We start from the raw sequence: 25,005 nt of genomic DNA, 5'->3' as shown, positions 1-25,005 counted from the left end.
CCATCCGCATATGAAACTTCGCACATATATTATACAAACATTATACATATTAACGCTATTTTGTTCAACAATTTATGCACAAAACCATCTAATTAACGTATTGCCCTATTTTTCATTAAAGAAAACATGTTCAATGTGGAGAGGTTTATTTCGTTCAATAGTAAGTTTTCCGAATGAATATCGAGCTTGTCTCCGCTTATCAGTAGGTGATCCAGGGTTAAAAATGACCTTCCCATCATATTCTTTATGAAGAGGTATATGGGAGTGACCAAAGAGAATTAATTCGACATCATCATCTTGAAATTGAGAAACGGCTCTTTGTTCTGTTGTTTTACCTTTACCGTGACCATGCGTAATGCCGATTCGATGAGATTCTAAATTCAATATGAGTTTTTCATTAAACTTATTATTAAAAAAAGCTTCGTCGACGTTTCCATAAACTCCTTTAATAGGCGCAAATGACTTTAATTCTTCGTAAACTGCCTGTGTTTGCCAATCACCTACATGAATAATGAGTTCTGCATGGTACAGCTCATTTTTTAGTGCTTTGGGAAGCTCTTTCGCCATCCGTGGCATATGTGTATCTGAAACGATAACGACGTTCATTAGTATTCATTCCTTTCATTTAATAGCGCTAGGGGGGCTACTTTTGCAGCATACGGTGAAGTCAGGTGAAACATTATCTTCTATTAGTGGGGATTACCGAGTTCCAGTCACTGAAATCATAAGGGCAAATTCCATACAAAACCCTAATCTTATCTATCCAGGCCAGCTTATCCAAATCCCTGGATACCCTGACCCTGCAACACTTCCATATACCATTTATGTATCTCTTACACAGCGAACGCTTACACTTCAAAAAAATGGATCTACTGTAAAGGTATACCCTGTTGGTGTGGGGCGTATGCTTCACGATACGCCAACTGGAAAATTTATTATCATTAACAAAGCTCCAAACCCCGGCGGACCATTCGGTACGATGTGGATGAGTATTTCTAAAATACATTATGGTATACACGGGACAAATGATCCTTCCTCTATTGGGAAATATGTATCGAAAGGATGCATACGAATGTATAACCGAGATGTCGAAGAACTTGCAAATACGATTCCAATTGGAACGGCCGTTTCAATTGGTCCTTAATTTGGATTATTGCAAAACAAAAACGCCGTCTACAAACGGCGCTTTTGTTCATTTCATTCATCGTTTCAGTCTTCTTTATAAAAGTCATAAAGTAACCGACCCGCATTCGCAATAGCATCTCTTCCGTACCGGTTTTCTAGCAATCCAGCTGTTAAAAAAGCATAGATAACCGGACCTCTTGATGTAAATAAAATACCCGCGTCATGCTCCACTCCTGCAAGTTCACCAGTTTTATGAGCAAGCGTGTTTTTCTTTAGGGTAGAAATCTTACTTGTAAACTTATCCTTAAATTGCTGCTGAAGCAAAACGTCTATCGCCCATTTCATAGATGAGTTTGATAGAAGGTGTTGTTCAACTAGTTGATTTAATAGTAAATAAGTATCTTTTCCACTCATCATATTATCTTTTCCAGCTTTGACGGCTTCTCGGTCCATCATTTTCCTCATTAGCTTTGAATGAAAGGCCCCCGCTCCTTTCATAGTATGATTAATATTCGCTATGCCGACTAAATCAATTAACTGATTTGTAGCTGTATTATCAGAAGAAATAATCATCAGATGAATCAGATCAGTCAGTCTCCATTCGAGTTCTTTACCTAGATGGTAGATCACACCAGCGCCTTCGACTCGATTGACATCTTCAATCTCTACTACTTGATCTAATGTGAGTGCACTTCTATCCACTTGTCTTAAAGCTTCCAGCATAATAGCAATTTTAATAATACTAGCTGATGATACAGGCTGATCCTCATGATGAGTTAATTCTCCATCAGGCGTTGATACATACACGGATTGGTTTCCTTCAAGACCCTGGAAACATGCTATAATTTTCTCTTTTACTTGTTCAAACTGCATTAATTCGTCTCCCAGTAGCGGCAAACGCCACAAAGTTCTTCCTCATAGAGCGTACCTTTAAGAGGGGTAATTTCTATAAAGCGTCCAGTGCTAGGAGAATGAATCATTTTTCCTCCACCGTAATATATGCCTACATGATGCACAGATCCCTTTCCGTGCTCATAAGCAAAAAAGAGAAGATCACCTCTTTGCCAGTCACCTTCTTCTACTAGCGTTCCACTCTTTAACTGATCATGGGCATCTCGCGGAATCGTACAGCCAATAGTTCTAGCCATATTGTAACTAAATCCAGAGCAGTCATATCCATAAGATGACATACCTCCCCATAAATAGAGGAGACCAATAAATTGTTCAGCTTCGCGAACAAGGTCTAAGCCTGTTCCAAATGGGCCATTTGTTGGACGAGTCGTAACGTCTTCTTTGTTCAAAATCACCTCTCCATGTGGAGTCCAGACAAGGTAAGTTCGTTCACGCTCTTCTAAAACAGGAAGGATCGTTTGATAACTTAATCGCATTTCACTTTTTCCATTTTGAGTTGTAAATTGAACACCATGCTTATTTGTAGCTACAACTTCAGTAAATACTCCTGGTACATTTTCAGAAAGTTGGATCGTTGGAATCCATCCAGGATAGCCTCTTTCATCTTTTGAAGAGGGTTGTGAAGGGACGAGTACATAAGACCAATTTCCTCGCTGATCTAAAACTAAGACCTCTTCCCCGTACAAAACTTGGGATTGAACGTGGTTATTATCGCACAGTTCCAATCTATTCGAATAAGACAATGGTTCCAACCATTCTGTTAATTTCACTGGATTGGTTAGAGCATTATGATCAATTGTCCTTGCCTTCTCCGGAGTTGTCCATAACGTTGCTACGGCTACGGCAATTGTTTTTTTAGTCCATTCCAACTGTAATCCCACCCTTTTCTACATAGTGAATTCCTAAACCATAATCTTCAGTAAACGTCATCATATTTTTAGTATATTGAACCCCGCCATTCACAAGATCGTAATCAAGCATCAGTGGCGCATCGAAATCAAACCTCGTTATATTTCGTTGGCTAGCAGCAAGGTGTGCGGCGGCAGTTATACCGACTCGTGATTCAATCATACTTCCTACCATACACTCCATTCCAGCACTCTCCGCTAACGCGTTAATCTTTAATGCTTGATGGATACCGCCAGACTTCATTAATTTAATATTAATAAGGTCACTTGCTCGGGTGATGATTACTTTAAGTGCGTCCTCAGGTGAAAACACGCTTTCATCTGCCATAATTGGGGTGTAGACAGCATCAGTCACTTTTCTTAGACCTTCAATATCTTTCGCATGAACGGGCTGTTCAACTAATTCGATGTTAAGACCTTCATCCTCCATTTTTCGAATGGCATAAATTGCTTCCTTAGCTGTCCACCCCTGATTGGCGTCAAGACGAATAACGGCATCGTTTTGAACGCGCTTTCTAATTTCTTTGATTCGACTTAAGTCGTTTTGAATGGTGTCTTTGCCTACCTTTACTTTCAAAATTGAAAACCCATCTTTTATGTATTGAACAGCGTCAGTTGCCATCTCTACAGGTTCGTTTACACTAACGGTGTAGTCTGTTTCCAGGGCATTCCGATATCCTCCAAGAAATTGATAAAGAGGGAGTTGACTTCGCTTAGCCAATAGATCATAAATAGCCATATCAACTGCTGCCTTTGCGCTCGTATTTCCAATCATTGATTTCTGTAGAGTGTACATGACGGATTCATATTCCGTTAAATCCATTCCAACCAATTTCGGCTTCACGACATGTTGAATGGCCGAATCAATACTAGCAAGACTTTCACCAGTAATGACGACTGTTGGAGGTGCTTCTCCATAACCGACGTATTCCCCAGCTGTTATTTTTACAATGATCGCTTCGGCATTTGTCACTGTACGAAGCGCCGTTTTAAAAGGTTTCTTTAACGGAACGGATACAGAAAACGTTTCAATATTAGTAATCTTCATAGATATCTCCTTTAAAATATTCATAGTTTCATCATATGTAATGCCTAGTGTTACGAGATAGATAGTCTCAAGTGTGTGATGCATAGCTCAAGCTAATTCTATCAATGATGCGTGTAAAACTATAGCCCTTTTGCCAATATCGTATAATGACAGAAAAAAAGAGCCTGGTTTTCGTATCACCAGGCTCAACTGTATTACTTCATATCTGCCCATTTCAATTCCATATAGCCAACAGGATGACGTACAATTCCCGTCACATCTTCATTCTGAAGATAAACCTGATTGTAGAAATGAATCGGGAAGATTGGCATCTCTTCGAACAAGAGTGCTTCAGCATCATGCATGTATTCAAATCGTTTAGCTTCATCTGTTTCTTCTTTCGCCTGTGCAATTAAGGAATCGTATTCTTCATTACTCCAGCCAGTACGATTCATAGAGTGCCCAGATTGGAAACTTTCAAGGAAGTTGATTGGATCAGCATAATCTGCAAGGAAAGAACTCCTTGAGAACTGTAAGTTTAATTGCTTTTGTTCATCAGAGAATACGTTCCATTCCTGATTGGCAAGCTCTACATCAACACCAAGAACTTCTTTGTACATTTGTTGAAGAGTTTCAGCAATCTTTTTGTGATCATCACTCGTGTTATACGTTAATGTTACGGCAGGAAGCTCATCATAACCTTCTTCTTCCATGCCTTTTTCTAGTAGTTCTTTTGCTTGATCAGCATCATTGGTTACAAGATCACCGCCAACCTCTCTGAAGTCGCCGCCTGCTGCATCTTCAAACCCATACGCCACAAAGCCATTTGCTGGCTTCTCTTCATTTTTTGTAACAAATTCCACGATTTTCTGCTGATCGACTGCCATAGCAAATGCTTTTCTAATATTTTCATTTTGGAATGGCTCCATTTCAAGATTAAAGCGATAGAAGTATGTTCCTGACTGATCTTCAACCTGAGCTTGTCCATCACTGAAAAGCTCTTCACTTAAGTCAGCTGGTACATCAGAAGTATGAAGTTCACCAGTTTTGTACATTTGATATTCTGTATTCGTGTCATCAACCATAGCCCAATCTACTTTATCGAGCTTTACATTTGCAGCATCCCAATAATTTTCATTCTTACTAAATTCGAATTTTGAATCATGTTCCCATTTCGTTAGTTTAAAAGGACCATTACTTACATACGAATCAGCTTCTGTATGCCATTCCGGATTTTCTTCTACTGTTGCTTTATGAACAGGGAAGAAAGCTGGGTTTGAAATAACACTAGGGAAATAGGCTACTGGACTTTCAAGAGTTACCTCAAGTGTTGTTTCGTCCACAGCTTTTACCAACATATCTTCTTCTGATCCATCTCCAGTGTTAAATGCCTCTGCGCCTTCAATAAAATAAGCAAGAAAAGCTGCAGGTGAAGCCGTATCAGGATTCGCTAGACGCTTCCAAGCATATTCAAAATCTTCCGCTGTAACAGGCTCTCCGTTAGACCACTTGGCATCTTCACGAAGGTGGAAAGTATATGTTTTGCCATCTTCTGAAAGATCCCACTCTTTAGCAGCGGCAGGCTGTGGCTGATCTTCCTTATCTAGACGCGTCATACCTTCCATTAAATTGTTTAAAGCGTTCCACGAAACGCTATCAAAACCAATTGGTGGATCAAATGATGTTGGTTCACTTCCATTGTTTAACTTCAGTACTTTCGCTCCATCCTCTTGCTTTGCATCATCATTTCCTGAATTTGATTCTGATGAACTATTTTCCGTAGTTGTACAACCAACGATGCTAATAAGTAGCACTAGAGAAAGTAGCATTGTAATAATCTTCTTCAAAAAAATTCCCCCTTAGTATTTGTATCAGTGAAAACTCATCGAGATGAGGATTTACTTACGTAGTTTAGGATCAAGTGCATCTTGCAAACCGTCACCGAGAACATTAAAAGCAAACATCGTTAATGAAATAAAGAATGCTGGAAAAAACAGCCTCCACCAGTGCCCTGATAAAATAACCGATAATCCATCATTTGCCATTACGCCCCAACTCGCTACGGGTGCTTGTACACCTAGTCCTAAGAAACTTAAGAAGGCTTCGGCAAAGATAGCTGTAGGAACGGTTAAAGTCATTTGAACGATGATCGGCCCCATCGTATTAGGAAGGAGATTCTTTCGAATAACGCGACTTGCGCTTGCTCCAAACGTACGAGATGCGAGAACATGCTCTGCGTTCTTTAACTGAAGAACCTGTCCTCGAACAATTCGTGCCATTCCGACCCACCCTGTTACAGTTAACGCAATAATAATCGTAAAGAGCCCAGGACCCATGACGACCATCAAAAGAATAACCATTAGGAGATATGGAAGACCGTACAAAATTTCAATGATTCTCATCATGAAATTATCCGTTCTTCCACCTTTATATCCTGAAAACCCTCCATAAGCTACTCCAATAACAAAATCGATAATCGCTGCCATAAATCCAACAAACAATGAAATTCTAGCTCCATTCCACGTTCGTGTGAACATATCTCGACCAAGGTTATCTGTTCCAAACCAGTGCTCAGAAGATGGAGGTAAGTTCCCTTCGGTCAAAACCTGATGATCGTAAGAATATGGTGTTAGCAACGGACCAAATATGGCCATTAAGACAAGCAATACTAACATGATAAGACCAGCCATAGACAACTTGTTCCCAGACAACCTCATCCATGCATCTTTCCAATAAGAAATACTTGGCTTTGCAATCATCTCTGCATTATTAGAGGAATCTTTTAACGGAAGAAAGAGGTCTTCTGATAGCTCTTGTTTCGTATCTTTTCGCTCCGGTATCATGCTATTCCCCCCTCTTATGCAGCTTAATTCTCGGATCTAGTATCCCGTAAGCAATATCTACAATAAAGAGCATCATAATGAGGAAGGCACTATAAAAGACTGTTGTTCCCATAATGACAGGATAATCACGATCATTTATACCGTTGATAAAATATTTACCCATGCCAGGAATGGCAAAGATTTTTTCGATAACAAAACTCCCAGTTAATACTCCAGCAACAAGTGTTCCAAGAATAGTAATAACCGGCAGTAAAGCATTTCTCATAGCATGCTTCATAACAATTTGGAATGTTGTCATCCCTTTTGCCCGAGCAGTCATGATGTAATCTTGATTGAGAACTTCGATCATACTTGATCTAGTAAGGCGCGCTATGATGGCCATTGGCCCAGTTGCAAGCGCAATAGAAGGTAGGATCATATGCATTGGCGAGGCCCAAGTAGCCACCGGGAAAACTTCCCAGTTCACAGCTAGCTGTTGAATAAGTAAAGTCGCCATAATAAAGTTCGGTACTGAAATGCCAAAGACCGCAAAAGTCATCGCTATGTAATCAATTGCACCATTGTGACGAAGGGCAGCCATAATGCCTAGAATAATACCTGAAATAATCGCAATCAAAAGCGACGTAACCCCAAGTTCTGCCGAGACTGGAAATCCTCTACCAATCATTTCATTAACCGACGTAGATGATTGTTTAATAGAAGGCCCAAAATCAAGTGTTGCAAGTGATTTAATGTAAATGGCATATTGAATAAAAACTGGTTCATCCAAATGATAGTGCGCTTCAAGGTTTTGCTGCACCGCTTCACTGGTGTTTCTTTCCTGGTTAAATGGTGACCCTGGTACCGCATGCATTAAGAAGAACGTAATGGTTACGATAATCCACAATGTAATCACCATGGCGAAGAGACGATTGATAATATATTTCGCCACAGGCATCCCTACTTTCTAGCTAAATGTTGTTCTTGATGCTAATTCAGTCATCACAAGCATAGCTTGATAGACTTCAAGCATATTTTTCGCTTGATATTTAACTGTCGTTTCTTTTTCAATCTCAACACCAGGCATAAGGCTCGCCCACTCGGCATGTCCATGATTCGCAAATTCAATGCGAAATACAGGCTCGCGAGGAGGAACTAAAGGTTCGACATTGTGTCTATTAAGCATTGCCTTTTCTGTTTGTTGACGTAACACTTGCCCTGTTTTTTGTGGTGATAACAAAAGAGCGGAAGATCGAGAAATCGTTTCTTTTACAACAGCTGTTGTTATGTTTGGGATAAGCTCTTCGGCTTCTAGTGCAGCTCTGTCATCGCCTGCAACGAACAAAATCGGAACACCAAAGTATCCGGCAACGTATGCATTCATCCCTAGCTCTCCTACAACTTGATCATTTATGTAGAAATTTCTCACATTGTGGAACATGGAATGAGACATTACGCCCGGCATACCGGCGCGTGCATGATAACCGATCATCCCCATACCTTCATATGTACTGTCTAACCCCTGAACCATAGAAAAAGGCTTCACATCTCCTGAAATGAGCCTTGCTTCGGGATGAAGCTTCTCAATAAGTAAGTTGTTCATTTTTGAGTGACTATCATTTACCGTCACAGCTGAGCATCCACTTCCAAAGGCGGCTTCGATTACGTGATTGGCTTCCTGCGTCATCATTTCCTGACCACGCATATAATTCTGTTTATTCGAATCCACAAACGTCTCATCTACAAGACCGGTTACGCCTTCCATATCTACCGATAAATAAAACTTCACAAATGTTCTCCTTTCTCTCTAGATTCGTAACTTTCTGAATAATTATACCACTATTTACTTCATTTCTCAAAATATTCTAAGGAGATCGCGAAGTTTTATTTCATTCTGCAAATGCTCCTCAATGTTCGTAGAGTTCACAAAAAGGGGGATCCTAAAAATATATTTACAATATATAAAAACCACACCAGTATATTGATAACCGAGTTACTTCAGATGGACAAATCGTGAAATCACATAACGCTTCAAAGGCCAAAACATATATTAAATCATAAAAAAAGAGAGCTTAGAGGCAAAATGCCATTTCAAGCTCTGTAAATTTTGTTATTTTATTAAAGCTCCAACAACCATTGACGGTGATTGCTAATGAAAACGCAAATTATAGTTACTTGTCGTTCAACTACATTTTCTCTACTTATATTATACCGCTAATTTCCAGGTAATTATAGACTACTATTTTTATACTTGCTGCTCTATACTATTTTATACAAATCAAAAAAGAGAGGTGTATTAAAATGAATGACAAAAAAGATGTCTTAGATCATGGACCTTTCTTTCATGGTACGAAAGCAGAACTAAAAATTGGAGATCTATTAGTACCGCAACACTTATCAAATTACCAAAACAAAAAAGCGAACTATATTTATTTCACTGCTACATTAAATGCCGCTAAATGGGGGGCTGAATTAGCAATATCTACATCAAAAGAAAGAATATATATTGTAGAGCCATTAGGTGAATTTGAAAATGATCCAAACGTAACTGACAAAAAGTTTCCCGGAAACCCTACACGTTCTTATAGATCGAAATCGCCCTTAAAAATAGTAGCTGAATTAAGTTCATGGGAAAGACATTCCGATGAAGAAATAAATCATATGCTTGCATCTATAAAAAGATTACATGAACAAGGGAAATTTGTCATATATGATTAATCTTCTAAATCTCTCAAATCATAAATTGAAAGAAAAACTAGGTATCTCAATACTAGCGATGCCTGGTTTTGAACAAAAAGTTCTATTGTGTATCTAAACTTGCAGCCTCTCTTATTGCATGCAGATAAGCTCCGAGTTTCTGGAAGGCAGTTATTATGAATAACTATCTTCCTTCTTGCTGTAAATTTCATAAGCAAAATATCCTAATAACATACCTATACCAGGTCCCCAAGTAATTGCAGAAAGAAAGGAAAAGGTGCTAAACATGCTGAGAAGTATAGCAACAGCCAAACCAAACATCATTCCGAATGGTATTAAGCTATCTAATATAGTTTGAGCACTTCTTGTTTTTTTCTTACCTAGAGTTCCTTGCTTAGACTTATGTTTCATTCTTAGAATTACAAATACTCCAATCCCACCCACTATGGCAACTGGCAGTATAATACGCGCAATTTCCAAAGATAAATCCATATTATAAACCCTACTTTCCTTCGCTTATTATGTAGATTAATTTTCAACATAATTTATTCGGTTAAACTGTCCAAATTCTATTGCTAATTATTTCAAATAAATCTGCATAACTCAGTCTTTTCTTCAAAAAGATAGAAGCTCACCTTGTTAAAGATAAGCTAAAGAAGACTTTAAAGAATAGCAGCAAAAAGTCTTTGATATCCAAAAGGTAAAACTACTGCTACGAAAGTACCTATAGAAATTGATATCGCCATAATAAGACTATATTTTCGTTTTGATATCTCATTTCTATTTAAGGCTATATTTAAAGCCTTAATTATCGATTGAACAGTTATGTATATGATCACTGCCGAAAAGAAACTCATCAAAAAAACTTCCATACTTCTCCTCCTTTCCAATTATCGATCAGAAGAAAAATCCCCAATAACTTCCTTGCTGTTTTTATCATATTATCCTCGATACATACATTCCCAAAAAATGTTTCAACTTCAGCTGTTATCTTGAATTCAAGTCTTCAAGAATCACTGATCTTAACTTGAATACCTTCTTTAATCCAACTTCAATATTAACATAAATAACCAATTAAAAACTTCTTTCAATTCACTCCCAAATCCGCACTCGTATCAGGTATGCACTTTTGCTTGGAGGTTTTTCAACCTGTGAATTGAAAAGTGAATTAGACTTCGAGACCCTAAAAAAACGTTAGCAGACCAAAAAAGCCACACCTGAAGTGCAGGAGTGGCTTTAGGTTTGATTACATAAATTTTTTGGTGAGTGAATCTCTCAAAACTCATTAATACATAGCAGGGTTTCCTACTATTCCATTTTCTCTGAGAGCTCAGACCAACGTTCAATTTTTTCTTCTAATTCCAACGTAAGAGCCTGTTCTTCTTTATAAAGCTCATCTACTTTTGCAAAATCACTTCCTGATTCTGCTATTTCAACTTTAACGTCTTCAATGCGCTGTTCAATTTTCTCAATAGTGTCCTGAATCGTTTCCCATTCTTTCTTTTCTTTGTAAGAGAGTTTCACTTGCTTTGGTTTCTCGATTGCATCATCTGTTTTTGGAGTTGATTGCTTTTTCTCCATAGCTTCAAGCTCTTTTTCTTTTTTCAATACATCAAGATAATCGGAGTAGGAGCCATAATAGTGGTCAATCTTTCCATCACCATCGAAAACGAAAAGCTGCTCTGCCATCTTATCAAGGAAATAACGATCGTGGGAAACGGTAATAACAGCTCCAGGGAATTCGGCAAGATAATCTTCTAACACAGCAAGTGTCTGAACGTCTAAATCATTCGTAGGCTCATCTAGGAAAAGAACGTTAGGCTCTTCCATTAAGATACGAAGCAAATATAACCTTCTTTTCTCTCCACCAGATAATCGGGATATGTATGTCCATTGCATATCAGGTGAAAATAGAAATCGCTCAAGCATTTGAGAAGCTGATACGGTTCCGCCCTTACGGAGGCGAACCTCCTCTCCACCTTCACGAATGTATTCAATTACTCTAAGCGATTCATCTAACCCCTCATTTTGTTGAGTGTAGAAACCTGGTTTAACCGTTACACCAATATCAACATGACCTGAATCAGGAGCGATTCGACCAGCAAGCATATTAAGTAGCGTCGTTTTGCCAGAACCATTCGGTCCAATGATGCCAATTCGGTCTTGTGGGAGAACAAGATAGTTAAATTGGTCTGCTAACGTTCGACCATTGATCACTTTTGATATATCCGTAGCTTCAATTACTTTCTTACCTAGACGACTCGCACCTAATGCCATATCGACATTTCCTTCTGTCGTTCGTCCTGGTTCTTCCTTCATTTTCTCGATTCTTTGCTTACGTGCTTTTTGTTTTGTGGTTCTAGCTTTCGCTCCCTTTTTTAACCACTCTAGCTCACTTTTTAGTAATTTATTATGTTTATCTTCTTCTTTCGCCTCACGTTCTTCACGCAGCGCTTTCTGTTCAAAAAATGTAGCGTAATTCCCTTCATATTCAAACAATCGTCCTTTATCCAGTTCAAAAATGCGGTTTGTTACACGATTAAGAAAATACCGGTCATGCGTAACAAGCAATAGAGTTCCAGAGTAATTGGCCAGGTATTGTTCTAACCATTCAACAGTTGCATTATCGATATGGTTAGTAGGCTCATCGAGAATCAATAAGTCTGCTGGATTTATAAATGCTTTCGCTAGCGCAACACGTTTTTGTTGACCACCTGATAATTCATTCACCATTGCGTCAAACTGAGTAAGCCCGAGCTTTGTTAGAATCGTTTTAGCTTGGGTACTAAAATCCCACGCTTGAAGATGATCCATTTCTTCCTGTGCCTGAATGAGCTTCTCTTGTGTCGCTTCTTTCTCAGGAAAGTTCATTACGTTCTGCAGCGCTTCTTCATATTTTCTTACCGTATTAAATAATGGTACATCACTATCAAAAACCGTCTCAAGGATTGTTTTTTTCTCAACAAATACCGGGTCCTGAGGCAAGTACTCTACATGGAACTGATTCGCATGGTGCAGTGTACCGCTATCCATCGACTCGATGCCCGCAAGAATTTTAAGCAAAGAGGATTTCCCTGTGCCGTTTACTCCAATTAAACCGATTCTCTGCTTTTCTTCGAGTGAAAAAGATATCCCATCAAATAGTGTTTTCTCTCCATATGATTTGGTGATTAATTCAGCCTGTAATAAGCTCATGATACTCATCCTTTTCTCTCTTTAGTCTGCTTCCTATTTTAACTGTTTTAGAGAAAGAAGGGAACTGATCTACTAATAAGATAAAGAAAAGAAGCTCCGCTAAGAGCTCCTTTTTATTAAGCATTCTTTTTTTGTTGCTTATTTTTCTTATGCTTTTTATTGTTATTTTGTTCAGCTGCTAGCTCGCTTGCGAATTCGGTATCATGCTTATGAGTTTGTTTTGGGTTTTTCATGCACTCACCTCCCTACTCTTTAAGGTGAGCTATTTTTAAAATTCTATACTAATACGGTAATTGAAATTTAATTATGTTTTTTTGAAAAGAGCTGATCTACATCAGCCCTGCTCCTCCTCTTTCATAATGTTTTCAATCGGTTCTCGTTTATTAAATCCACCTAGATCTGAATGATAAAAGGATACTTCCTCTTCTCCGTCTTTCCAGCACAGTAACACTTCTTTTCCATTGATTATTGCAGGAAAATCAATTAATCCTTCATCTACATTCTTGATTTCTACTCCAAGAGTCATGATATTGTTAATAAACGTTTGTGCTTCTAACTCCATAAATTCCATCCGTGCCTCTTTTTTAAAAAGGATATCTTCGTCAACTTTTGTTTTGTGACGATAAAGAAGCGTTTTCTTATGCTGTTCAATCTGATCGTAATGTTCGCTAAATTGAATTTTCAGGCGCTTAAGTCCGGCAAGCTCTCTCCTTAACACTGGCAACAAACGATTCGCTTCTTCTAAAGTAAAATACTTTTTTTCCATGTTTCTCCTCCTGGTTCGTCTTTACTACTACTTCTTTACCCTTACCCACTTTCTTTAACCATTATTCGACGAATTTTTACAATCGGAACAATCCTCTTCAAAGAGGGTTGAAATTCGGATATGATAGAGGATGTAAGGGGAACCATTTCATAAAGGAGGAATTTCTTTGGCTAAAGTTACTGTACCAGATTACGGAACGTTTGAAGTAGAAGAAGGAACTAAGTTAGCACTTGCTCTTGAAGATAACGGGGTACATGTTCTTCATCGCTGCGGAGGGAACGCAAAATGCACCACCTGCCGTGTAGAAGTGGTGGATGGAGAATTTGGAGAACTAACTGAAATTGAAGAGGAAGCGTTTAAGAAAAAAGGCGTGGAAGAAAAACTCCGCCTCTCCTGTCAGGTTCGTGTTAACGGCAACTGCGAAGTGAAGCCTGCGATGACTGTTGAAAGCTCTGGCCTTGATGCTGGACCTAGACCTGCTGAATAAGCAAAAACAAAGACGAGCTTACCTAGCTCGTCTTTATTAAAATAGTGTTGTCAGTGACTGATAATTTAGCTTATCTTCCTGAAGCTTTGCTAAACTATTCTCAAGATGGTTTGTAATAACGTTATGAAGACTTTCCTCATCGTTCGCCTCTAGTAGTTGAATCACTTTATTATGTTCGACAGTATCATTCTCATCATTACCACTAAAAACATCATACAGCACCATATAAATGGTGATTTGATTTAAAATTTGCTCCATAAAATCAATCAAATAACGATTTCCACTCGCTTTAGCCATCACAAGGTGAAACGCCTTATTTTGTTCATGATATAAGAGAATGTTCCCTTCTTTAAACGCCTTTCCCATCTCCTCAGTCTGATATTTTAACCGCTCGATATCAGAAGCTTCCATTTTTGCGTACCCTTCACGGATCGCCATGTCCTCTAAAACTTTTCTCAATTCAAAAGCCTGAATCATTTCATCAATCGTCGGTTGAACGATAAATGCTCCTTTATTCGGAACGACAGTCACAAGACCCTCTGCTTCCAGTTTCGTAATAGCACTTCGAATCGGCGTCCTACTAGCATTGACTTTAGCAGCAATAGCACTTTCAAACAGCTGATTCCCAGGAGCGATTTGTCTCGTTAATATCGCATTTTTTATTAGTTGATACACTTTTTGTTCAACTGTTTCTTTACGCATGTCTTAAGACCCGCCCATACTCTATTTTCCATTATTTTAACATAAAAAAAAGGAAGTCACATTTCTTTCGAACAATATTGTTGAACAATCTTGTCCAGTTTCAACCACTATGATATATTATCCTACGTATTGAGGAACAGAACGGAGTGATGACATGAACAATACTGGAAAAGAAATAACGTTAATTATTATCGGATCGTTATTCTTTGCGCTTGGTGTGAACTGGTTTGCAATTCCAAACGAACTAGGTGAAGGCGGCGTAACTGGCATATCGATGACGCTTTATTATATTCTTGATTGGTCACCAGGGATTACAAACTTTGTTATGAACGCTGTGCTTTTAGCCATTGGATATAAGGTACTGAATAAACGAGTAACCTGGTATACGATGCTTGCGATCTTCTTTAGCTCATTATTTATACAATTAACTGAAGGAATGGGTCAGCCGCTTGATATTATGCTCGGAACCGTCTTTGCAGGTGTTTTCATCGGGATTGGTCTCGGTCTCGTTCTCCGCTCAGGTGGTACTACTGGTGGATCTACAATTGTTGCCCGTATGCTTAACCAAAGCTTTGGGTGGAGCGTAAGTACATCGATGTTTGTTTTTGATATTCTCGTTGTACTCGGCTCTTCCGTCGTCATCGGGATCGAAAATACGATGTATACCGGAATTTCCATCTATATTAGCACAAAAATATTGGACTATTTAATTGACGGATTTGATACGCGTAAAGCCGTAACGATTATTTCTCAAAGTACTGTTGCCATTGCAGAGAAAGTAAGTGAAGAAATGGACCGAGGCGTAACGGTTATTAATGCTCGCGGACATTATTCAAATGAATCAAAAGACATCTTATACGTTGTCATTAATAAACAGGAGCTTTTCCTTCTTAAAAAGATGATTCAAAAAGTCGATGATAAAGCTTTTGTCGTTGTGCATGACGTGAGAGATGTTTTTGGAGAAGGATTTACATTTCCTAAAACATAAAAGCAAAAATCCCCCTAGTGAAACGCATTTCACCGGGGGATTTTTTTAGTTGCGATCGTAAACGACAAAATCGAAAGCGTGTTTATTTCTCTCATCACGTGAATGTTTTTCGCGCGAAGTTTCTTTCCAATCATCTTGAGAGAAATCGGGAAAATAAGTATCTCCATCAAACGATTCATGAATCTCAGTAATGTACAGGCGATCAGCATGCGGAAGCAGCTGACGATAGATTTCAGCGCCACCTATAACGAACCAATCTTTTTCCTCACGCTTTGAAAGTTCCAGAAACTCCTCTACAGAATGCAGTACAGTAACCTTTTCATATTCCAGGTCTTTTCTAGTAATTAGATAATTATCACGGCCGGGTAACGCTTTGCCAATTGATTCGAATGTTTTTCTTCCCATAACGATCGATTTTCCAGTCGTCATGCGTTTAAAATAAGCGAGATCAGCTGGCAAATGCCAAGGCAGATCATTGTCTTTCCCAATTAACTGCTTTTCATCCATTGCTAGAAGAAATGATATCATACCGACACCTCTCCTTTAATATGTGGATGAGGATTGTAATCCGTTAACTCAAAATCATCAAATGAGAAATCAAAAATTGATTTCACGTCTGGATTAATTTTCATTTTTGGAAGGTCTCTAGGTTCACGAGTGAGCTGAAGGTTGACCTGCTCAATATGATTGTTATAAATATGCGCATCACCTAGCGTATGAATAAATTCACCTGGCTCTAAATCACACACCTGCGCCATCATCATCGTGAGAAGCGCGTAGGATGCGATATTGAAAGGCACCCCAAGGAACACATCAGCAGAACGTTGATAAAGCTGACAAGAAAGCTTACCATCAGCAACGTAAAACTGGAAAAGACAGTGACATGGAGGTAAAGCCATATTATCGACTTCTGAAGGGTTCCATGCTGTTACAATCATTCTTCTTGAATTCGGGTTAGTTTTAATTTGCTCAACTACTTTTGCAATTTGATCAACGGTTGATCCGTCCGCGCCCGTCCACGAGCGCCATTGATGACCATAAACTGGACCAAGCTCACCATCTTCATCAGCCCATTCATTCCAGATGCGCACACCATTATCCTGAAGATACTTTACATTGGTGTCTCCATTTAAAAACCAAAGAAGCTCATGAATAATTGATCTTAAGTGAAGTTTTTTGGTAGTTAAAGCTGGAAAACCTTCTTGTAAATCAAACCTCATTTGATGTCCAAATACACTGACCGTCCCCGTGCCTGTCCGATCAGATTTCTTAGTTCCGTTATGTAAAATTTCTTCGCATAGCTGCAAATAAGTCTTCATCGTACTCCTCCTTCAATTCTCTAATGACCATTGTAACATGAAGAAAGATGAGAAGTAACTTGCGAATTGTATGTAAAAAACAGCCAAAAAGCACATTTTCCTTGGGCAAACATACTGTATAACAGAAATGTTGGAAAGGATGAAATAACCATGGCGAAAGGCGATAAATTGCCCAAACTGTTTCAAGACCCTGCTATTCAAAATTGGATGAACACCTTTGATGATTTCTTTAAAGAGCCATTTGCGAATCTTCTACCAGCTCAGTCGTTTCGGGTTGATCTTTATGAAACGGAGGATGCATTTATTGTTGAAGCAGAGTTACCTGGTATCACAAAGGAGCAAATTAAAGTGGAACCACTTGGAGATGGTCTTCGGATTTCCATTGAATCTAAAGAATTTCATGAGTCACGAAACGATAAACAAAAATATTACAAACAAGAACGGTCCTATTCAAGTACTAGTCGCACCATTAAGCTTCCCTTTCACTTTTCCATGAAAAATGTGAAAGGAAAATACGAAAATGGTGTTCTAGAAATTAAAATACCCAAATCTGATCGCATACGTACCGATTCGAATTATATTAACATCGACTAAAAAAGCGCAGGGCCAAGGCCTGCGCTTTTTCTTCTTACATACTCCAGTCTATAAAGGCGTTTCCTTCAAGGAACCGCTCACAATCCATAGCCGCCATACACCCTGTGCCTGCTGCTGTGATCGCTTGACGGTAAGTGAAATCCTGTACATCTCCACATGCAAATACACCAGGGACATTCGTTTTTGTCGTTCCTGGTTCTACTTGAACGTAACCTTTATCATCCATATTAATTTTACCCGCGAGAAAATCAGTGTTTGGACGATGGCCAATCGCAACAAATATGCCATCTGTCTTAACGAACTCCTCTTCTCCCGTATCACTATTCTTTACTTTAATACCGCTCACTTTATTGTTTTCTGCTACAACCTCTAGCGGGGAAGCATTCAGCTTCCAGCTAATTTTATCATTAGAGCGAGCACGCTCCTGCATAATTTTTGATGCGCGAAGTTCTTTCCTCCTGTGAAGAACAGTAACTTCTGAAGCGAATTTCGTTAAGAAAGTCGCTTCTTCCATAGCTGAGTCTCCTCCACCAATCACAACGATTTTTTTACCACGGAAGAAAAAGCCGTCACACGTTGCACATGTACTCACACCTCGACCCATATTCTCTGATTCTCCTGGTATACCTAGAAGCTTTGCTGAAGCACCAGTCGAAATCAAAACAGACTCCGCCATAATATCCCCGAGAGTATCTGTTTTTAATTTAAAGGGACGCTCATTAAAATCAATATCCTTCACCCATCCTCGCTCAATTGTAGCGCCGAACCTAAGCGCCTGCTTCTTCATATTTTCCATCAATTCTGGACCGAGAACGCCATCTGGAAAACCGGGAAAGTTCTCAACATCTGTTGTTAACGTAAGCTGACCACCAGGTTCCGGTCCCTCAATGACGAGCGGCTCCATATTAGCCCTCGCAAGATAAATGGCTGCTGTTAAACCCGCTGGTCCTGTTCCTACAATAACTGCTTTATGCATAATGACCCTCCTCTATCGACTTCATTATGTTATTTTTCCTAATTATATAGAAATAAACCCTTCTCTTACAAATTATATGGGTATCCATCAATTTGTTTCTTGATCTTATGCAAATGGTTGTTCATTTTCACACCTTCTTGATAGAATAGAAACAGTCTTGTAATAGTAAGGAAAACCCGAGGTGAATAAAAGATGAATCCAATAGTTGAATTCTGCATGAGCAATCTTTCGAGCGGTTCACATAAAGCAATGGAAAAACTAGAAAAAGATACAGATCTTGATGTGCTCGAATATTCTTGTCTTGGTCACTGCACACTTTGTAGCCAGGATATTTACTGTCTCGTTAACGGCGAGCGCGTTACTGCCGAAACGCCCGATGAGCTAGTTGATAACGTCTACCAGTTCATCGAAGAAAATCCGATGTTTTAACCGAATTTGGACATACTAATAAGTGAATCCAATTAGAGGAGGAGCTTACATGAAAAATCGAAACGCGTATGATCCGAAAGCCGGTGTGCAAGGTGAAAAAGAAGGCGAAGACGCTCTTCTTATGAATAAAAAAAGAGGCCCGCAAAATGCGCGCCCTAAAAAAAAGTAAAAGCCGCTTTATGCGGCTTTTTATTATGCTATGCGAAACCGAAAAGTAAACCAGAAGTCTTCATTGAGTGAGGTGCCGGTAGCAATAATATGCTGCTCTCCTTCATCATCAAGCGTAATCCAGCTATGATGCTCATCTTTATAAACTGGATAGAAATGACCTTCCTTAAATAATTTACGATTCAATACACTTTCTGAGCCGGTTAAAGGCTCTTCTTCGAAAACATCTCTAATACATTGTACAAGTTCCATCTATGTTGTGATCCTCCCTTAATCTCCAACCAAAAACACCCCGCGCACCTCTCTTACGAGAGCCACTTAGGCGGAGTGTTTTTATCCCAATAAATCTTACCTACTTCATAATGTTCTTCAAAATCATCATTCGCTGCATGGTAATGAAAATTAAACCAATAGCCATCTTGTGGGGGATGATCTCTTCTCACATGAAAACGCAATAAGTCTTCCCCACTCTGTTCATTATATACATGAAGAATACGTTCTCCGTATCCACCAGAAGGGTTGTCCGTCAAACGAAGTGACCTTAATGTATCCTCATCCAGATTTTGCACTGAGGTAGCGATCGCTTCTGTCATTTTAGGTACAATTGCATCTCGATACTCGTTACCGACTCGAGTTGAGATCGTTTCACCGAATTTTGTTAGCCCGAGTTGCTCGGATTGATTGCTTGCATAGCTTACAAAATGCGTCAGGAGTTCAGAAGAAGAAGCGTCCTGAGCTATGATGGGCCAATCATACTGATCAACAAGAGGCTCTATCGCCTTATCAGGCTCGTCCCTCGGCTCAATAAGAAGATGGTTTTCTTCTTGATAATTTTCTGATGACTCTGTTTTGTCATCTGCTAGATATCCAGTAGGAACCACAGTTCCAAGTGTAATAACAGCAACAAATGCTACAAATAACTTTCTCATCCAAAGAGGGAATTTCATTATGTGCACCTGACTTTCGAAGATCAATAGTTAGTATTATTCTCGCATGATCTTCTCAAAAAAGCCAGAAGTTTAGACGATTTTTCATTAATTTTCATTTGGCTATGGTAACGAAGCTTTTCATTCAAAAAGGCTCTTTTTTAAAAGATTGTTGCTTTCGAAACAATTGTTGAATTAAACACTAAACTTAGCTGATTGGAGCGGAAGGATGCTAACCGCCTGCCCCGCGAAAAACGAGCATCCCTGAGCGAAAATTCACCCACTATAGCAACAATGTCTACGAAAGAGCCTTTAAAAAAGAGCGCTTCATGTAAGCGCTCCATCTATTAACAAGTAAACATATCAATTCTTCTCAAACTTATGCCTGTATACACCCACCTTCTACCGGTCCAGCGAAACCCTGAAACAGAAGTACGCCCTACATAAACTGGCCAAAACCAAAATGAATTGCCGCCTCTCATCCAAATATAAGTAAACCGATACATACACCTTCTAATGGATCCCGGATCTACAGCAAATGTTCCAGCTTGTGCTGACTGTGGTCTAGGAGGCGGTGATGCTGGTGGGCTCGATGTTGGAGCTACGGGTTGCTGACGGTAGGCATCTGTGTTGTCATAATGATAAGCAATGTGCTCATGTTCTTCATAATACATTCGGTCCATCCCCTCTCTTATACAGTCACTGTATGCTGTATTCTGATGAGACGTACCGAATTGAAAACAACAAAAAAAGCATCTCTTTGAGTATGCTTGAGTCAAAAAGTCTATGGAAATTTAGTTGGTGACCCGTACGGGAATCGAACCCGTGATACCGCCGTGAAAGGGCGGTGTCTTAACCGCTTGACCAACGGGCCAAAAAAATGGAGCGGGTGATGGGGATCGAACCCACGACATCAGCTTGGAAGGCTGAGGTTTTACCACTAAACTACACCCGCAAAGATGGAGGAGGAAGAGGGATTCGAACCCCCGCGGGCGACTAAGCCCCTGTCGGTTTTCAAGACCGATCCCTTCAGCCAGACTTGGGTATTCCTCCAAAAACATGAAAATATATATGGTGGAGCCTAGCGGGATCGAACCGCTGACCTCCTGCGTGCAAGGCAGGCGCTCTCCCAGCTGAGCTAAGGCCCCAATATGGTGCGCCCGAGAGAAGTCGAATCCCTAACCTTCTGATCCGTAGTCAGACGCTCTATCCAATTGAGCTACGGGCGCATATTCTATGGTGCGGGTGAAGGGACTTGAACCCCCACGTCGTAAGACACTAGATCCTAAGTCTAGCGCGTCTGCCAATTCCGCCACACCCGCATGTGTGGTGCCGGCCAGAGGACTTGAACCCCCAACCTACTGATTACAAGTCAGTTGCTCTACCAATTGAGCTAGGCCGGCATAATTTAATGAAAGTCATCAAAAATAAATGGTGGAGGATGACGGGCTCGAACCGCCGACCCTCTGCTTGTAAGGCAGATGCTCTCCCAGCTGAGCTAATCCTCCATTAAACAGCGACTTCATTATTATACAATAACTTCTTTTGCCTCGTCAACACTTTTTTTAATGTGTTTTTTCAAGGACAAGACCTATCTTATCACCGACCCCAAAAAAACACAACCCTTTTTCACAAAAAAATTATTCCCCATAGTTAAGCACTCCATTTTTGACATAGAAAAAAAGCAGGGAGCGCTCTCCCCTGCTTATACTGGCGTTTGAATAAGTGGTTTTTTCTTTTTATTTTGGCGGAGTATTGGTCTTTTTTTAGTCACCATTTCAGAATCATATTTTCGGTACTCTTTCATGTCGGTTGATTCCCGCAAAAGCTGATCTTCAACATAGTGACGCTTTCTTTTCAAAAAAACCCCTCCTCATAAGTAATAATTCTCAATACCCTATTTTTCTGTTGTTAAACCCGAATCTTTTTCACCATCGATCTATCGGCAAAAGTTACAGGTAACACATAATTTATTCACTTAGAGCGCAATTATGCTTCATCCAGATTAAATTGGTAATAATTTTCCTGATCTTCTCCTGACCTCTCAACAAAAGTAACTTCTCCATTTTGTGAAACCATAATAACAGTTTGCGCCCTCGTTCCGTAATGATCCGACTTAATAAAAACGGGTGAAAGCATCCTTTCCCATTCAATCGGCACGCCTGTCTGTGGTAATAAATAATCAGGTGCAGGCTCAGCATGAGAAAGCATTTCAAAAAGACGATTTTGATCGAGGTTCTTTTCTGCACTTAAATAGTGTTTCAATTCTTCTTTAAGCTGCTCAACCTTTGGCCAGCTCGTATTCAGTAAGTGATTACTTACAGCGTGAACACCGTTCTCTAGTTTTGAAATTTGATCCTGCCGGTTTGAATAATAATAAAGGCTCTTAAAATCTCCTATGATTAAATTAAATCCATTGTACTGATCTTTCTTTTGTCGAACCATTTCTAGGTATGATAATGGGGATTGATGATCACGTAAGTAATCGGCCGTTAGATCACCCCTTGATAGACTTTTAGGCTGCTCATTCGCTTCTCGATAATTCGTAAGGGCTGCAATTCTTCCGTTTGTTGTAACCCCTAGCCATGTTCCCATAGCCTTTAAATCACGCCCCGCAAGTAGTTCTGGTACATCTTCCCAATAGTTCGCAGGTTTTGTTGGACGCTCGTAGAATTCATCTCGGTTGGCTACGAGTATAAATGGGTATGTAGGATGAACATTTTGAGCTACAGCAATTAAGCACATCTTAACGCGCCTCCTCTCTCGTTTCACTGTAAGAAAAAACGCAGCGTTAGCCGCTGCGTTACGATTGGATCATACGAACTTCTTCTTCACATGCAGAAGAACAATAATGGTTATACTCCTCTTTGCAAGAATCACAGACGATGTGAAGCTTGTCACACTGTACATTAGCACAATTGATATAAGTATCTGCTGGCTCCTCACAATGATAGCATTTCCCTACAACTGTATCTTCATCGGTACGGTTTACATTAACAGCAAGACGATCATCAAATACAAAGCACTTGCCATCAAAATATTTCCCCTGTACCTCCGGGTCTTTACCATACGTTACAATTCCTCCATGAAGCTGTGAAACGTCGGAAAAACCTTTTTTCATTAAGTAACCAGAAAATTTCTCACAGCGAATTCCACCTGTACAATAAGTTAGTACTTTCTTATCTTTTTGGTCCGAAAGATTTTGTTCAATCCAGTCTGGAAGATCACGAAAAGCCTTTATATCAGGACGAATTGCATTGCGAAAATGACCAATATCGTACTCATAATCATTTCTTGCATCGATAACTATTACATCATCATCTTCTAATGCTTCCATAAATTCCTTTGGCTCAAGATAATTCCCGGTTATTTCTTTCGGGTTTACATCTTCCTCAAGCTTTAGTGAAACAATTTCTTCGCGCGGACGTACGTGCATCTTTTTAAAGGCATGACCTTCTGCTTCATCAATTTTGAAAGCCATATCACGAAAGCGTTCATCTGCTTTTAGTTCGTCCATGTAGCGCTCAGTATCCTCAACGGTTCCTGAAACCGTTCCATTAATGCCCTCTTTGCCTACAAGGACTCGACCTTTTAAATTGAGTGATTGACAATACTTAAGATGCTTTCGAGCAAAATAATCCGGATCTTCTATTTCTACATATTGATAATATAACAGCACTTGATATGCTGAAGCTTCTGATTGCAAATCAAAAACCACCCTTTACGTCTTCTTCAATCAAGCTCTAATCCAAGAGCCTAAATCAATACTATATCTTACCGGATTCGAAGTCTGATGTAAAGAAGATTACCTTGATGGGAAGTAGTCGTCTTTAAGCTTTTCGATTTCGATAAGAGATGCTTCGGCCCATCTTCCGCCTTCGTGCTTGAGCTCTGCGGATTGTGTTTCAAGCGCTTCCTTGAGTGAATCATGATAATCAGGAATATTTCCTTCGTAATGATTAATGGCTGACATTGGAACGAGCGCTTTCTCGAATTGGGCTAACGCTTTTCGCTGGTGAAAAAGAGGAACATCGAGCTGTTTGGGATTATGAAGGTCTCCCTGAGTTGGATGCTTGATGACAGCAAGAACTTTAATCACAGCTTTGGGGGACTTCATATCGACGACTTCTCCAATATATCTCCCCGTTTTATAACCTGCCGTTACTATTTCTCCTGGCTGAAACGTTTTTTTCTCTGACATAGTCGCTTCACTCCTTCATCTAACTGTGTGTACACGTCGATGATATCATAAAATCCTCCTTTATCAGGAGGATTTTATCTTGTGAAGACATGTTTCCCAATCTCTTTGATGATATGCCTTGTACGAATCCAATCGTCTGTTGCAATATCAGGATTGTAATAAAACAAAGCTCCTGAGCTTGGGTCTCTACCACTAAGGGCCGCATAGACAGCCTTATATGATTCTGCTCCTGGCTTTTGATCATATTGACCGTCAGATACTGCAGTATAAGCACCACTTTCAAAAATCACTTCTTTAATGCTATTTGGAAATCTTGCAGAAAGTGTTCGATTGACTGTTACAGCAGCTACCGCTACTTTCCCTTCAAACGATTCACCTCTTGCTTCTCCATTAACCAATTTGGCCAACATTTCAATTTCTTCTACAGAATAGTTCGATACAGTAAATTGATCCTTTGTTACTTTCTTAACATCATTCATATTTTTAACAGGAAGGTTAAGCAATAAGGCAACCTCCTGTTTCGTTTCTGGTTCAGATAAAGTTTCGTTTAATACAACTTCTTCATTAACCTCATTCTCAATCTTAGGCTTTACTTTCATCAATGATACGGCCGCTACCTGATGAGTTTGTGCAGAAAACAGAGCAAAAAAGAGGCTCATCATCATCATAGCAATGATCGTTTTGTTCATATATCTCATCCTTTCAGTAGCTTTTTGCCACGCCATAAAGGATAGAGGAAGGACAGGTCCCTTTCAATAGGGAG

30 protein-coding genes and 8 tRNA genes are annotated in these 25,005 nt (G+C 39.5%); 6 read left to right on the top strand and 32 right to left on the bottom strand.

Annotation, left to right across the window (positions count from 1 at the left end; translation table 11 throughout):
* Positions 1-105 precede the first annotated feature (105 nt).
* Positions 106-606, bottom strand: coding sequence for a metallophosphoesterase family protein (locus AC0VYH_RS11085; protein WP_430246350.1), 501 nt, complete (start codon positions 604-606; stop codon positions 106-108).
* Positions 607-649: 43 nt separating this feature from the next.
* Here AC0VYH_RS11085 and AC0VYH_RS11080 point away from each other — a divergent pair, with 43 nt between their 5' ends.
* A complete protein-coding gene (locus AC0VYH_RS11080) occupies positions 650-1,144 on the top strand; it encodes a L,D-transpeptidase family protein (RefSeq protein ID WP_475373748.1) in 495 nt (164 codons plus the stop codon).
* A gap of 65 nt (positions 1,145-1,209) precedes the next feature.
* Here AC0VYH_RS11080 and AC0VYH_RS11075 read toward each other — a convergent pair whose 3' ends face one another.
* The 7 genes from AC0VYH_RS11075 to AC0VYH_RS11045 all read right to left on the bottom strand — a co-directional run bounded on the left by AC0VYH_RS11075 (position 1,210) and on the right by AC0VYH_RS11045 (position 8,583).
* Positions 1,210-1,998 (bottom strand): serine hydrolase, encoded by a 789-nt coding sequence (locus AC0VYH_RS11075; protein ID WP_475368977.1) that lies wholly within the window; start codon positions 1,996-1,998, stop codon positions 1,210-1,212.
* Positions 1,998-2,906 (bottom strand): C40 family peptidase, encoded by a 909-nt coding sequence (locus tag AC0VYH_RS11070; protein ID WP_475368976.1) that lies wholly within the window; start codon positions 2,904-2,906, stop codon positions 1,998-2,000. Before AC0VYH_RS11070 ends, AC0VYH_RS11075 begins: the two co-directional genes overlap by 1 nt.
* On the bottom strand, positions 2,893-3,993 hold the full coding sequence (locus AC0VYH_RS11065; protein WP_404682100.1) for a dipeptide epimerase: 1,101 nt from the start codon (positions 3,991-3,993) through the stop codon (positions 2,893-2,895). The genes AC0VYH_RS11070 and AC0VYH_RS11065 overlap by 14 nt, the downstream gene beginning before the upstream one ends.
* 194 nt (positions 3,994-4,187) lie before the next feature.
* Positions 4,188-5,819 carry a peptide ABC transporter substrate-binding protein gene (locus AC0VYH_RS11060; protein WP_475367357.1) on the bottom strand — a complete coding sequence of 544 codons (1,632 nt, stop codon included), beginning with the start codon at positions 5,817-5,819 and terminating at the stop codon, positions 4,188-4,190.
* A 51-nt stretch (positions 5,820-5,870) separates the two neighbouring features.
* Complete coding sequence (locus AC0VYH_RS11055) at positions 5,871-6,815, bottom strand: ABC transporter permease (RefSeq protein WP_430246340.1); 945 nt, start codon at positions 6,813-6,815, stop codon at positions 5,871-5,873.
* Between the two features lies 1 nt (position 6,816).
* Positions 6,817-7,746, bottom strand: coding sequence for an ABC transporter permease (locus AC0VYH_RS11050; protein ID WP_430246338.1), 930 nt, complete (start codon positions 7,744-7,746; stop codon positions 6,817-6,819).
* 15 nt (positions 7,747-7,761) lie between these two features.
* Complete coding sequence (locus tag AC0VYH_RS11045; protein ID WP_430246335.1) at positions 7,762-8,583, bottom strand: M55 family metallopeptidase; 822 nt, start codon at positions 8,581-8,583, stop codon at positions 7,762-7,764.
* 512 nt (positions 8,584-9,095) lie between these two features.
* Between AC0VYH_RS11045 and arr the strand changes: the two genes are divergently transcribed.
* Complete coding sequence (arr, locus tag AC0VYH_RS11040) at positions 9,096-9,512, top strand: NAD(+)--rifampin ADP-ribosyltransferase (protein WP_475367356.1); 417 nt, start codon at positions 9,096-9,098, stop codon at positions 9,510-9,512.
* 153 nt (positions 9,513-9,665) lie between these two features.
* Here arr and AC0VYH_RS11035 read toward each other — a convergent pair whose 3' ends face one another.
* The 4 genes from AC0VYH_RS11035 to AC0VYH_RS11020 form a co-directional block, all read right to left on the bottom strand.
* Positions 9,666-9,983 (bottom strand): hypothetical protein, encoded by a 318-nt coding sequence (locus tag AC0VYH_RS11035; RefSeq protein WP_475373747.1) that lies wholly within the window; start codon positions 9,981-9,983, stop codon positions 9,666-9,668.
* A gap of 170 nt (positions 9,984-10,153) precedes the next feature.
* Positions 10,154-10,363, bottom strand: coding sequence for a hypothetical protein (locus AC0VYH_RS11030; RefSeq protein WP_475368974.1), 210 nt, complete (start codon positions 10,361-10,363; stop codon positions 10,154-10,156).
* Positions 10,364-10,799: 436 nt separating this feature from the next.
* On the bottom strand, positions 10,800-12,686 hold the full coding sequence (locus AC0VYH_RS11025; protein WP_475373746.1) for an ABC-F family ATP-binding cassette domain-containing protein: 1,887 nt from the start codon (positions 12,684-12,686) through the stop codon (positions 10,800-10,802).
* A 334-nt stretch (positions 12,687-13,020) separates the two neighbouring features.
* Complete coding sequence (locus tag AC0VYH_RS11020) at positions 13,021-13,452, bottom strand: DUF2203 family protein (protein ID WP_475367350.1); 432 nt, start codon at positions 13,450-13,452, stop codon at positions 13,021-13,023.
* Positions 13,453-13,618: 166 nt separating this feature from the next.
* Between AC0VYH_RS11020 and AC0VYH_RS11015 the strand changes: the two genes are divergently transcribed.
* Entirely contained in the window at positions 13,619-13,939 is a 321-nt protein-coding gene (locus AC0VYH_RS11015) for a 2Fe-2S iron-sulfur cluster-binding protein (protein WP_475367349.1), read from the top strand.
* A gap of 36 nt (positions 13,940-13,975) precedes the next feature.
* Here AC0VYH_RS11015 and AC0VYH_RS11010 read toward each other — a convergent pair whose 3' ends face one another.
* The gene (locus tag AC0VYH_RS11010; RefSeq protein WP_475368973.1) at positions 13,976-14,641 is read right to left on the bottom strand and encodes a GntR family transcriptional regulator; all 666 of its coding nucleotides are present in this window, start codon (positions 14,639-14,641) and stop codon (positions 13,976-13,978) included.
* Positions 14,642-14,795: 154 nt separating this feature from the next.
* Between AC0VYH_RS11010 and AC0VYH_RS11005 the strand changes: the two genes are divergently transcribed.
* Positions 14,796-15,629: a YitT family protein gene (locus AC0VYH_RS11005; protein WP_194221581.1), complete on the top strand. Its 834-nt coding sequence runs from the start codon at positions 14,796-14,798 to the stop codon at positions 15,627-15,629.
* Between the two features lie 45 nt (positions 15,630-15,674).
* Here AC0VYH_RS11005 and AC0VYH_RS11000 read toward each other — a convergent pair whose 3' ends face one another.
* The gene (locus tag AC0VYH_RS11000; protein WP_475367347.1) at positions 15,675-16,157 is read right to left on the bottom strand and encodes a dihydrofolate reductase; all 483 of its coding nucleotides are present in this window, start codon (positions 16,155-16,157) and stop codon (positions 15,675-15,677) included.
* Positions 16,154-16,948, bottom strand: a complete 795-nt coding sequence (locus AC0VYH_RS10995) for a thymidylate synthase (protein WP_475367346.1) — start codon at positions 16,946-16,948, stop codon at positions 16,154-16,156. Before AC0VYH_RS10995 ends, AC0VYH_RS11000 begins: the two co-directional genes overlap by 4 nt.
* A gap of 150 nt (positions 16,949-17,098) precedes the next feature.
* On the opposite strand from AC0VYH_RS10995, the gene AC0VYH_RS10990 reads away from it, so the two are divergent.
* Complete coding sequence (locus AC0VYH_RS10990) at positions 17,099-17,542, top strand: Hsp20/alpha crystallin family protein (RefSeq protein WP_194221578.1); 444 nt, start codon at positions 17,099-17,101, stop codon at positions 17,540-17,542.
* Between the two features lie 34 nt (positions 17,543-17,576).
* Here AC0VYH_RS10990 and trxB read toward each other — a convergent pair whose 3' ends face one another.
* Positions 17,577-18,518: a thioredoxin-disulfide reductase gene (gene trxB, locus AC0VYH_RS10985; RefSeq protein ID WP_430246303.1), complete on the bottom strand. Its 942-nt coding sequence runs from the start codon at positions 18,516-18,518 to the stop codon at positions 17,577-17,579.
* A 192-nt stretch (positions 18,519-18,710) separates the two neighbouring features.
* Between trxB and AC0VYH_RS10980 the strand changes: the two genes are divergently transcribed.
* Positions 18,711-18,947 carry a YuzB family protein gene (locus tag AC0VYH_RS10980; RefSeq protein WP_226613011.1) on the top strand — a complete coding sequence of 79 codons (237 nt, stop codon included), beginning with the start codon at positions 18,711-18,713 and terminating at the stop codon, positions 18,945-18,947.
* A 192-nt stretch (positions 18,948-19,139) separates the two neighbouring features.
* Here AC0VYH_RS10980 and AC0VYH_RS10975 read toward each other — a convergent pair whose 3' ends face one another.
* The 16 genes from AC0VYH_RS10975 to AC0VYH_RS10900 form a co-directional block, all read right to left on the bottom strand.
* Positions 19,140-19,367 (bottom strand): hypothetical protein, encoded by a 228-nt coding sequence (locus tag AC0VYH_RS10975; RefSeq protein WP_430246299.1) that lies wholly within the window; start codon positions 19,365-19,367, stop codon positions 19,140-19,142.
* Positions 19,368-19,420: 53 nt separating this feature from the next.
* A complete protein-coding gene (locus tag AC0VYH_RS10970) occupies positions 19,421-20,062 on the bottom strand; it encodes a YpjP family protein (protein ID WP_475373745.1) in 642 nt (213 codons plus the stop codon).
* A gap of 326 nt (positions 20,063-20,388) precedes the next feature.
* A complete protein-coding gene (locus tag AC0VYH_RS10965) occupies positions 20,389-20,715 on the bottom strand; it encodes a transporter (RefSeq protein ID WP_194221573.1) in 327 nt (108 codons plus the stop codon).
* Between the two features lie 125 nt (positions 20,716-20,840).
* Positions 20,841-20,915 (bottom strand) — tRNA-Glu (locus AC0VYH_RS10960).
* Between the two features lie 7 nt (positions 20,916-20,922).
* Positions 20,923-20,996 (bottom strand) — tRNA-Gly (locus AC0VYH_RS10955).
* A gap of 5 nt (positions 20,997-21,001) precedes the next feature.
* Positions 21,002-21,094 (bottom strand) — tRNA-Ser (locus tag AC0VYH_RS10950).
* Between the two features lie 19 nt (positions 21,095-21,113).
* Positions 21,114-21,189: transfer RNA gene (locus AC0VYH_RS10945), tRNA-Ala, on the bottom strand.
* A 4-nt stretch (positions 21,190-21,193) separates the two neighbouring features.
* Positions 21,194-21,270: transfer RNA gene (locus tag AC0VYH_RS10940), tRNA-Arg, on the bottom strand.
* 8 nt (positions 21,271-21,278) lie between these two features.
* A tRNA-Leu gene (locus AC0VYH_RS10935) sits at positions 21,279-21,363 on the bottom strand.
* A 5-nt stretch (positions 21,364-21,368) separates the two neighbouring features.
* A tRNA-Thr gene (locus tag AC0VYH_RS10930) sits at positions 21,369-21,444 on the bottom strand.
* A gap of 29 nt (positions 21,445-21,473) precedes the next feature.
* Positions 21,474-21,549: transfer RNA gene (locus AC0VYH_RS10925), tRNA-Val, on the bottom strand.
* A gap of 197 nt (positions 21,550-21,746) precedes the next feature.
* Positions 21,747-21,902, bottom strand: a complete 156-nt coding sequence (locus AC0VYH_RS10920) for a hypothetical protein (RefSeq protein ID WP_194221572.1) — start codon at positions 21,900-21,902, stop codon at positions 21,747-21,749.
* A 128-nt stretch (positions 21,903-22,030) separates the two neighbouring features.
* Entirely contained in the window at positions 22,031-22,786 is a 756-nt protein-coding gene (locus tag AC0VYH_RS10915) for an NRDE family protein (RefSeq protein WP_475368969.1), read from the bottom strand.
* Between the two features lie 58 nt (positions 22,787-22,844).
* A complete protein-coding gene (trhO, locus tag AC0VYH_RS10910; RefSeq protein ID WP_475367344.1) occupies positions 22,845-23,747 on the bottom strand; it encodes an oxygen-dependent tRNA uridine(34) hydroxylase TrhO in 903 nt (300 codons plus the stop codon).
* 99 nt (positions 23,748-23,846) lie between these two features.
* Positions 23,847-24,242 carry a kinase-associated lipoprotein KapB gene (kapB, locus tag AC0VYH_RS10905; protein WP_430246290.1) on the bottom strand — a complete coding sequence of 132 codons (396 nt, stop codon included), beginning with the start codon at positions 24,240-24,242 and terminating at the stop codon, positions 23,847-23,849.
* Positions 24,243-24,316: 74 nt separating this feature from the next.
* Positions 24,317-24,931: a cell wall hydrolase gene (locus AC0VYH_RS10900; RefSeq protein ID WP_430246288.1), complete on the bottom strand. Its 615-nt coding sequence runs from the start codon at positions 24,929-24,931 to the stop codon at positions 24,317-24,319.
* Positions 24,932-25,005 lie beyond the last annotated feature (74 nt).

The organism is Anaerobacillus sp. QJM3NY_32, assembly GCF_056173645.1.
Note: the sequence above shows the minus strand (reverse complement) of the source record. Positions and strands in the feature narration are given on the sequence as shown.

Coding starts and splice junctions, on each gene's coding strand:
- AC0VYH_RS11085 (WP_430246350.1), bottom strand. CDS start 606: ATGAACGTCGTTATCGTTTCAGATACACATATGCCACGGATGGCGAAA.
- AC0VYH_RS11075 (WP_475368977.1), bottom strand. CDS start 1,998: ATGCAGTTTGAACAAGTAAAAGAGAAAATTATAGCATGTTTCCAGGGT.
- AC0VYH_RS11065 (WP_404682100.1), bottom strand. CDS start 3,993: ATGAAGATTACTAATATTGAAACGTTTTCTGTATCCGTTCCGTTAAAG.
- AC0VYH_RS11055 (WP_430246340.1), bottom strand. CDS start 6,815: ATGATACCGGAGCGAAAAGATACGAAACAAGAGCTATCAGAAGACCTC.
- arr (WP_475367356.1), top strand. CDS start 9,096: ATGAATGACAAAAAAGATGTCTTAGATCATGGACCTTTCTTTCATGGT.
- AC0VYH_RS11035 (WP_475373747.1), bottom strand. CDS start 9,983: ATGGATTTATCTTTGGAAATTGCGCGTATTATACTGCCAGTTGCCATA.
- AC0VYH_RS11030 (WP_475368974.1), bottom strand. CDS start 10,363: ATGGAAGTTTTTTTGATGAGTTTCTTTTCGGCAGTGATCATATACATA.
- AC0VYH_RS11025 (WP_475373746.1), bottom strand. CDS start 12,686: ATGAGCTTATTACAGGCTGAATTAATCACCAAATCATATGGAGAGAAA.
- AC0VYH_RS11020 (WP_475367350.1), bottom strand. CDS start 13,452: ATGGAAAAAAAGTATTTTACTTTAGAAGAAGCGAATCGTTTGTTGCCA.
- AC0VYH_RS11010 (WP_475368973.1), bottom strand. CDS start 14,641: ATGCGTAAAGAAACAGTTGAACAAAAAGTGTATCAACTAATAAAAAAT.
- AC0VYH_RS11005 (WP_194221581.1), top strand. CDS start 14,796: ATGAACAATACTGGAAAAGAAATAACGTTAATTATTATCGGATCGTTA.
- AC0VYH_RS11000 (WP_475367347.1), bottom strand. CDS start 16,157: ATGATATCATTTCTTCTAGCAATGGATGAAAAGCAGTTAATTGGGAAA.
- AC0VYH_RS10995 (WP_475367346.1), bottom strand. CDS start 16,948: ATGAAGACTTATTTGCAGCTATGCGAAGAAATTTTACATAACGGAACT.
- AC0VYH_RS10990 (WP_194221578.1), top strand. CDS start 17,099: ATGGCGAAAGGCGATAAATTGCCCAAACTGTTTCAAGACCCTGCTATT.
- trxB (WP_430246303.1), bottom strand. CDS start 18,518: ATGCATAAAGCAGTTATTGTAGGAACAGGACCAGCGGGTTTAACAGCA.
- AC0VYH_RS10980 (WP_226613011.1), top strand. CDS start 18,711: ATGAATCCAATAGTTGAATTCTGCATGAGCAATCTTTCGAGCGGTTCA.
- AC0VYH_RS10975 (WP_430246299.1), bottom strand. CDS start 19,367: ATGGAACTTGTACAATGTATTAGAGATGTTTTCGAAGAAGAGCCTTTA.
- AC0VYH_RS10970 (WP_475373745.1), bottom strand. CDS start 20,062: ATGAAATTCCCTCTTTGGATGAGAAAGTTATTTGTAGCATTTGTTGCT.
- AC0VYH_RS10965 (WP_194221573.1), bottom strand. CDS start 20,715: ATGTATTATGAAGAACATGAGCACATTGCTTATCATTATGACAACACA.
- AC0VYH_RS10915 (WP_475368969.1), bottom strand. CDS start 22,786: ATGTGCTTAATTGCTGTAGCTCAAAATGTTCATCCTACATACCCATTT.
- kapB (WP_430246290.1), bottom strand. CDS start 24,242: ATGTCAGAGAAAAAAACGTTTCAGCCAGGAGAAATAGTAACGGCAGGT.
- AC0VYH_RS10900 (WP_430246288.1), bottom strand. CDS start 24,931: ATGAACAAAACGATCATTGCTATGATGATGATGAGCCTCTTTTTTGCT.